Source organism: Agrobacterium sp. SUL3 (assembly GCF_001263295.1).
In the GTDB taxonomy this organism is placed as follows: domain Bacteria; phylum Pseudomonadota; class Alphaproteobacteria; order Rhizobiales; family Rhizobiaceae; genus Agrobacterium; species Agrobacterium tomkonis.
Genome location: NZ_KQ414548.1, coordinates 1 through 6,736, shown reverse-complemented (window position 1 = coordinate 6,736; position 6,736 = coordinate 1). Strand labels below are relative to the sequence as shown.

Genomic DNA, 6,736 nt, shown 5'->3' with positions numbered 1-6,736 from the left:
CACGGTGGCCGGAATGAAATCGGAATGGGTGGCCGGCTTCGTGTCGGAATAGGTGGCCGGCTTCATCGGAATACGCAGTCTGTCGAAACCGACCCGTCTTTAACTCCCGGCTGCGAGCCCAGCGCCCACACCTGCGGCGAATTCCTCAACGAGTTTGGCACAGAAGGCGGGTAGATCATTAGGGTTGCGGCTTGTGACAAGGCCGTTGTCGACCACGACTTCCTCATTGGTCCATGCACCGCCGGCGTTCTCGATATCGACCTTCAGCGTCGGGTAGGACGTCAAGGTGCGACCCTTAAGCACGCCCGCCTCGATCAATGTCCAGGGTGCATGGCATATAGCCGCAACAGGTTTTTTCTGATCGAAGAAAGCCCGGATGAAACCAATGGCCTCGACGCTGCCGCGCAGCTTGTCGGCACCGACAGTCCCTCCGGGCACAACAAGTCCGTCGAAATCGTCGGCTTTGACCTCGGAAAACGTCTTGTCGATAGTATAGCTGCCGCCCTCGTCAAGATCGCTATTGACTGTGCGAGCCTTGCCCGGTTCAAAACTGACCACGGTCACTTTGCCACCAGCGTCCTCGACAGCTTGCTTCGGCTTCAAGAATTCTGGCTCTTCCGTCCCGCGGGGCGCGATCAGAACCGCAACTGATTTGCCATCTAAGGTCATAAGTTATCCCCTATTCCGTCAAATACTAAGGTCAGGCGGTCGGCTTCAGCACGACCTTTGTCCAACCATCATCGCGCGCATCGAAATGTTTGTAGGCATCCGGTGCCTGATCGAGCGGCAGTCGGTGCGAGATGATTTGCGCAGGATTGGCCCGGCCATGCTCGATAAGGTTCATCAGCCGACGGTTATAATGCTTCACATTGCACTGCCCAGTGCCGATCTTCTGTCCCTTGAACCAAAAGCTGCCGAAATCGAACGCAATCTTGCCTTCCTTCTGGAGATCGTCGGGCGCCTTTGGATCATTCGGGATAAACACGCCGACAACGCCGATACCGCCAGTAGCCTTCGTGCTTTTGACGAGGCAGTTCATCGTGTAATGGCTGCGCTCCTTGCCATGGCGATCGCAGCACTGGTAACCCACCGCCTCGACCCCACGGTCGGTCCCGAGGCCGCCGGTTGCGTCTAGGATCTGCTGGGCGGGATCGCCCTTGCGCATGTCGATCGAAATCGCGCCCATCGCCTCGGCTAGTTTCAGGCGGTCATCGTGAGAATCGACCACGAAGATCTGAGCGGCACCGCGGATTTGGGCTGAGTGCGCGGCCATCAAACCGACCGGACCAGCGCCGTAGATCGCGATGCTTTCGCCGGGCTGGAAACCTGACAGTTCGACGCCATGCCAACCTGTCGGGAAGATGTCGGAGAGCATGACATAGTCGTCCTCCTTCTCTTTGGCGTCCTCGGGCAGCTTCAGACAATTGAAGTCCGCATAAGGAACGCGCATCAACTCGGCCTGACCGCCTTGCCACGGCCCCATCTCGGCAAAGCCATACGCTGCGCCGGCCGTTCCAGGGTTGGTCGTGAGGCAAAACCCCGTCAGACCGCGTTCGCAATTTTCGCAGAACCCGCAACCCACGTTGAACGGCATGCAGACGCGATCGCCCTTCTTGATCCGATCTACGGCAGCACCAACCTCGATGACTTCGCCAAGGTTTTCATGACCAAAGACCCTGCCCTTTTCGAAGCTGGTACGGCCCTCGTACATGTGAAGGTCAGACCCGCAAATGTTGGTGGTGGTCACCCGGATGATTACATCGGTCGGTTTCTCGATCTTGGGATCATCGATGGTGTCGACGGAAACGTCTTTAGGTCCGTTGTATACGACAGCTTTCACGGATCATCTCCTCTTGTAGCTTTTCTCAAAACGCCATCAGTTCGAGAGTTTGCTTATGAGCCGATCCAGCGCAGCGGCGGAGGACATGGCATCTTTCTAGCTGATCTCAGCGTCCTAACGGCTTGACGCCTTAGCGGTTCCACCGTTCGGCAATTCTCAGATCGATTTACAGCGGCTTGTTGATTTCCTGAGCTTGAAAAGTCTAAAAAAACGGCAGATTGATATACTCAAGAAATTCCTGCGAAAACAACGGGTCTGACTGATAACGAAACTTCGAATGGACTCCCTTGTCTCCGTCCGGTGCGGTGCGCAACCAAGCGCCGCCCCTCCCTCGACCTAGCGTAAACTCTCTTTATTACCTGCGATGCAGGAATGCAGCCTTATCAGACAGTAACGTCAAAAGCGGGATAAACGCAAAGGACGAGGCGATCCACTATGGCGGACGGCCTGTTGTCTTCCCTCTGATTGAGATCGAGAGCCGGCCCATTCATTCCGAATAGCACACGCCCCTCAGCGTGCAGTCAAACGGCAGCTTAGGACTCCAACATCGTACGTCGAGAACACGAGCGTATGAAGTACTGATCTTCCGTTCACCCAAGCCCACCGGAATGGTGCCGAGTATTCCGCTATTTAGCTGCCAGTAGGGTAAGCTTATGAATCTGCGGCGGTTCGGAAAACAGTTCTTCCGCCTTATCCATAAGTGCGGCGGCAACCTTGCCGTCAAGATGCGCCTGCCGATCTTCCTCTGTGTCAAACGTATCGAAGATCGCGTACGCACCGGGGCCTTCCTGGATTGCGTACCAGGTCAGGGTACCGGACTCGGCTTGAACGAGCGGTAACGCCGAGGTCAGGAAATCGGCGACATCGTTCTCCTTTCCGGGCCTGGCCTTCAATGGCACGTACAGCGCAAGTTTGGGCATGATCAACTCCTCGGGGTAAACGAACAGATATCATTTGGGAAAAATAACGCGCGAGCGGGCCGAAACGTTCCCTCGCGATCACCCGATTGGCAACCCGCAGTGGAAAACGCAATGAGCTAACGCGGCAGCTACCTGCCCGCAAGAGCGGACGCGGCATCCACCGACCTGTTGCAGGGCAGACAGTTGTCTGCCCAGGTGAATCAGCGCATCATTCCATCTTGCACGCCAATGGGTCGGAAGCGTACGTCGGCATAACGTCAGCCCCTCCGTGGTGGCGTTGACGGCGCGGCCGTGCTTGTCGGGACAGTTCTCGAATTTCCCGATCGAGCCGCTGAACCCCGCGGCCGGAACGTTTGCGGGCATCGCTCTGATAGATTGGCCGAGACCGATGTCATCGACCGGCTCCATCGAGGATGCATTGAATACGAGAAGGACCAGCAGATTCTCAGTATCGCTCGCATTTTCGAAGTACTGGAAATGGCCTTGCGGAGCGAAGATCATTTCGCCCTTCGTTGCGCCGACCTGGGACTGACATGAGCTGCGATACACAATCTTCAGCGCATTTGTCGCCACGTCGGCATTTTTTGCTGAACGACGGTGAGATAGCTGACGTGACGAAGGCGGAGCACACGCGGCCCCGCCTCCTCTTCGAGATCAGAACTGCTGTGCGGTCGGCCGGATGACGATCGCGTTGACGTCGACGTCATCAGGTTGTTCGACAGCGAACGCGATAGCACGCGCCACCGACGCCGCCGGGATGGCCTGCTTGTAGAAGTCGAGTACCGTCTCGGCAGCCGTGCCAGACGTCGTGAACTTCAAGTCGCTTTCGACGGCTCCGGGCTCGATCGACGTGACACGGACCTTTTCACCCACCTCCTGGCGCAGGCCCTCGCTGATCGCGCTGACGGCGAACTTGGTGCCGGAATAAACCGTGCCGCCCGGTGCGAAGACCTTGATGCCCGCAACCGAGCTCAGGTTGATGATGTGGCCGCTGCCCTGCTCGAGGAAGCCGGGAAGGGTCGCCGCGATGCCGTAGAGCGTACCCTTCAGATTGACGTCGATCATCTGGTCCCACTCGTCGGTGTTGACCTCGGCCATCGGACGGATCGGCATCAGCCCGGCGTTGTTGATCAGCACATCGAGGCGGCCGAAGTCGGCAATGACTGCAGCGACGACGGACTGGACCGCCGACTTGTCGGTGACGTCGAGCGCGTAGCTACGCGCCGCGCCGCCGCTTGCGGCGATTTCCGCGACAACCTCGTCGAGCCTGTCCTTGCGCCGCGCGGCGATGGCCACCTTCGCGCCGCGTTCAGCGAGAAGACGCGCGGTTTCTGCGCCGATGCCGGTGCTGCCGCCGGTGATGAGAACGACCTTGTCTTTGATACCCTTTGTCATGATTGTGTTCCTTCAATTCACATGTTGATTTTTCGCCGGATCGCGGCTCCGCCTTAGCGGTAGTCGCGTGGATGAATGAGGCCCATCAGGCCCACGCGGAGAGCAGGTGTCAACAGGCCGATCAACCGCAGATCCTCGGTACAGAACGGCTGTGCGAGCAGCGCCGATCCCACCCATTCCTTAAGCTTGCCCATGGCACCATCCTCAGGTCGCTGAGACGGGGTTGAGGACGAACGCGGCGCGCTCGGCCAGATCGCCGATCTGAGAGAGGTAGTTCTGGAAGTGGGGCGTCTCGCGGTGGGCGGCGACCGCATCCGCGTCCGCGTACAGCTCGTCGAGCACGAAACGATTCGGATCGCTCTGATCCTGCCACAAATCGTAGCGCAGGTTGCCCGGCTCGGCACGGCTCGGTTTTAGCATGGCGTCTAGCAGAGCGCTCAGGCGGTCGACGGTATCCGCACGGGCGGTGAGGACGGCGACGATCTTCACGTTGGCGGTCATGGCATCGTTCCTTGTTTTGGCTATATTCGAAGCAGGGCGCATCCTGAGCGCCCCGCCGGTCATCCTGGTACTCATGCAGCGGCGCGATCGAGGGCTTCGATCAACGCGCCAGCTATGGCCTGGTCCGACGCCGGATTCTGACCCGTGATCAGCTCCCGGTCCACGACGACATTCGAAGCGAAGTTCTCGTCGGTGACCGAGACGTCGCCACCGGCCAACCGCAGCGCCTTTTCCATGTCAAAGAAGAGTTCGCCCTTCAGCACTTGCTCCTCAGCGATCTTCTCCTCGTTCGCCGAGAAGACGGTCATGCGGTAGCCCGAGTAGATCCAGTCTCCCGCCAGATTGGCCGCCCCGGCGTCATCGCCTTCCTCCAGCGCTTTGCGGAAGGCCGAAGCATCCTCGAGCGCGGCGACAACGACTACCGGTCCGTGGCAGAGGAGCGCGGTCGGCTTGGCCGCCGCGTGGAAGTGACGGAGGATCGCGCCCGCATCGCGGTCTTGCATCAGGTCGACGACGGGCGCGTGACCTCCCGGCACAAACACGCCAACGAAGCCGTCCAGGCCGTCTTCGACGACCGATTTCAGCGTACGCACGTCGTTCATCGTCGGGTGGTTGATGAAGAAGTCCTTGGCGCGCTCGTATGCCGCCTCGTCGCCGCCGAAGTGATCCACCGTATCGGAGACCGCGTCGATGTGCGGCTTGGTCCCGTTGGGCGTGGCGAGGACGATGTCATAGCCGGCGTCGAGCAGAGCCAGCGAGGGGACCGCCGTCTCGTTGAGATACTGACCGATCGTCGCGGTACCGCCGCCACGCAGCCCGATCTGCGTGGCGTTCGATCCAAGAACGAGAACCTGACCCTTGCTCATCTGAACCTCCATGTTCGCGGCGTCCATCGCCGATGGATGGGAGATAAGCCAGGTCGACACATTCTAGAAATTTATTTTCTTGATTTCAGATATATCGCTGATAGCATGACTGCATGCGCTACGATCTAAACCTACTGCCGATCTTCGTCGCCTTGATGGATGAGCGCAGCGTCACGCGGGCCGCCGAGCGCATGGGCATGACCCAGCCCGCCTTGTCCAATGCCCTATCGCGTCTACGACTGATGCTTCAGGACCAGCTGTTCGTCCGCGAGCGCTATGGCATCCAGCCGACCCCGATCGCGCTCGAACTCTCACCGCTGATCGCCGAGGCACTCGCGCTGCTCGACGACGCGGTCCTCGGTCAGCAGGCTTTCGACCCCGCACAGGCCGAGCGGCTCTTCACGATCGCGCCCAACGGCTATGTCGAGTTCGTCCTCGTCCCCGCTGTCGTGGCGCGCCTGGAAAAGGTCGCGCCCGGCATTAAGCTCCACCTGACGCCGTACGGCAACGATCTCGTTGAGACGGGCGTCGTGTCGGGCACGACGGCCCTCGTGCTGGGCCGCATCGTCGACCCACCCGACAACCTCGTCGTCCAGCACTTGATGGACGAGGGGCTAGCCTGCGCCGTCCGCGCCGACCATCCAGGCGTCGGCGATGCCATGACGCGCGAGCAGTTCGAGGCGATGAAGCACGTCAACATCATGCCGCCCGGACGGATGCGCGCCGGTCTGTTCCAGGCGCTGGCGCAGCAACAGCTGAAGCGCGACATCGCGATCTCCGTGACCAACTTCTTCGCTGCAGCCGAGATGGTGGCAGTGACCGACTACTGCGCCACTTTACCCTCGCTCATCTGCAGGCGGCTGATGGATGACCCTCGGCTGAAGATCTTGCCGGCGCCGGTCGACCTCGGCAGCTTTCCCGTGGAGATGGCCTGGCACGTCCGCTACCAGCACGATCGTGCACACCGCTGGCTACGGGCGCTGATCGGCGAGATCATCACCGACTTCAAGGGCAAGACGCCAGTGACAGCGATGCCGTCGCCAGCGTGATGGACGTCTGTCGGCCGGGCGACGCCGGTTGACTTCCGTAAGCGCCCCCAAAGGCTGATGTTCCGCTTGCGCATTTCCACCGCCGCCAGGGCGTTGTCACGTTGTTCGTGGCTTAACGGTTGACGGATAACCGGACGTGATGAGCACGCCGACCATCAGCTACAA

General features: G+C 60.0%; 9 protein-coding genes. 1 reads left to right on the top strand and 8 read right to left on the bottom strand.

Translation table 11 applies throughout. From position 1 onward, the window contains the following. Positions 1–99: 99 nt before the first annotated feature. The 8 genes from AKG12_RS28725 to AKG12_RS28695 form a co-directional block, all read right to left on the bottom strand. The gene (locus tag AKG12_RS28725; protein WP_052821439.1) at positions 100–669 is read right to left on the bottom strand and encodes a type 1 glutamine amidotransferase domain-containing protein; all 570 of its coding nucleotides are present in this window, start codon (positions 667–669) and stop codon (positions 100–102) included. 31 nt (positions 670–700) lie between these two features. After that, on the bottom strand, positions 701–1,840 hold the full coding sequence (locus tag AKG12_RS28720) for a glutathione-independent formaldehyde dehydrogenase (RefSeq protein ID WP_052821438.1): 1,140 nt from the start codon (positions 1,838–1,840) through the stop codon (positions 701–703). Between the two features lie 626 nt (positions 1,841–2,466). Continuing rightward, positions 2,467–2,760, bottom strand: coding sequence for a putative quinol monooxygenase (locus AKG12_RS28715; protein ID WP_052821437.1), 294 nt, complete (start codon positions 2,758–2,760; stop codon positions 2,467–2,469). A 78-nt stretch (positions 2,761–2,838) separates the two neighbouring features. Beyond that, the gene (locus AKG12_RS28710) at positions 2,839–3,261 is read right to left on the bottom strand and encodes a cupin domain-containing protein (RefSeq protein WP_137088081.1); all 423 of its coding nucleotides are present in this window, start codon (positions 3,259–3,261) and stop codon (positions 2,839–2,841) included. Between the two features lie 153 nt (positions 3,262–3,414). Next, a complete protein-coding gene (locus AKG12_RS28705; protein WP_037094001.1) occupies positions 3,415–4,155 on the bottom strand; it encodes an SDR family oxidoreductase in 741 nt (246 codons plus the stop codon). 53 nt (positions 4,156–4,208) lie between these two features. Next, a complete protein-coding gene (locus tag AKG12_RS30550; protein ID WP_156316113.1) occupies positions 4,209–4,349 on the bottom strand; it encodes a hypothetical protein in 141 nt (46 codons plus the stop codon). Between the two features lie 10 nt (positions 4,350–4,359). Further along, positions 4,360–4,656 carry a putative quinol monooxygenase gene (locus AKG12_RS28700; protein WP_037094014.1) on the bottom strand — a complete coding sequence of 99 codons (297 nt, stop codon included), beginning with the start codon at positions 4,654–4,656 and terminating at the stop codon, positions 4,360–4,362. Positions 4,657–4,727: 71 nt separating this feature from the next. Further along, positions 4,728–5,522, bottom strand: coding sequence for a type 1 glutamine amidotransferase domain-containing protein (locus tag AKG12_RS28695; protein ID WP_052821440.1), 795 nt, complete (start codon positions 5,520–5,522; stop codon positions 4,728–4,730). 113 nt (positions 5,523–5,635) lie between these two features. Here AKG12_RS28695 and AKG12_RS28690 point away from each other — a divergent pair, with 113 nt between their 5' ends. Then, positions 5,636–6,571, top strand: a complete 936-nt coding sequence (locus AKG12_RS28690; RefSeq protein ID WP_052821435.1) for a LysR family transcriptional regulator — start codon at positions 5,636–5,638, stop codon at positions 6,569–6,571. Positions 6,572–6,736: the final 165 nt, after the last annotated feature.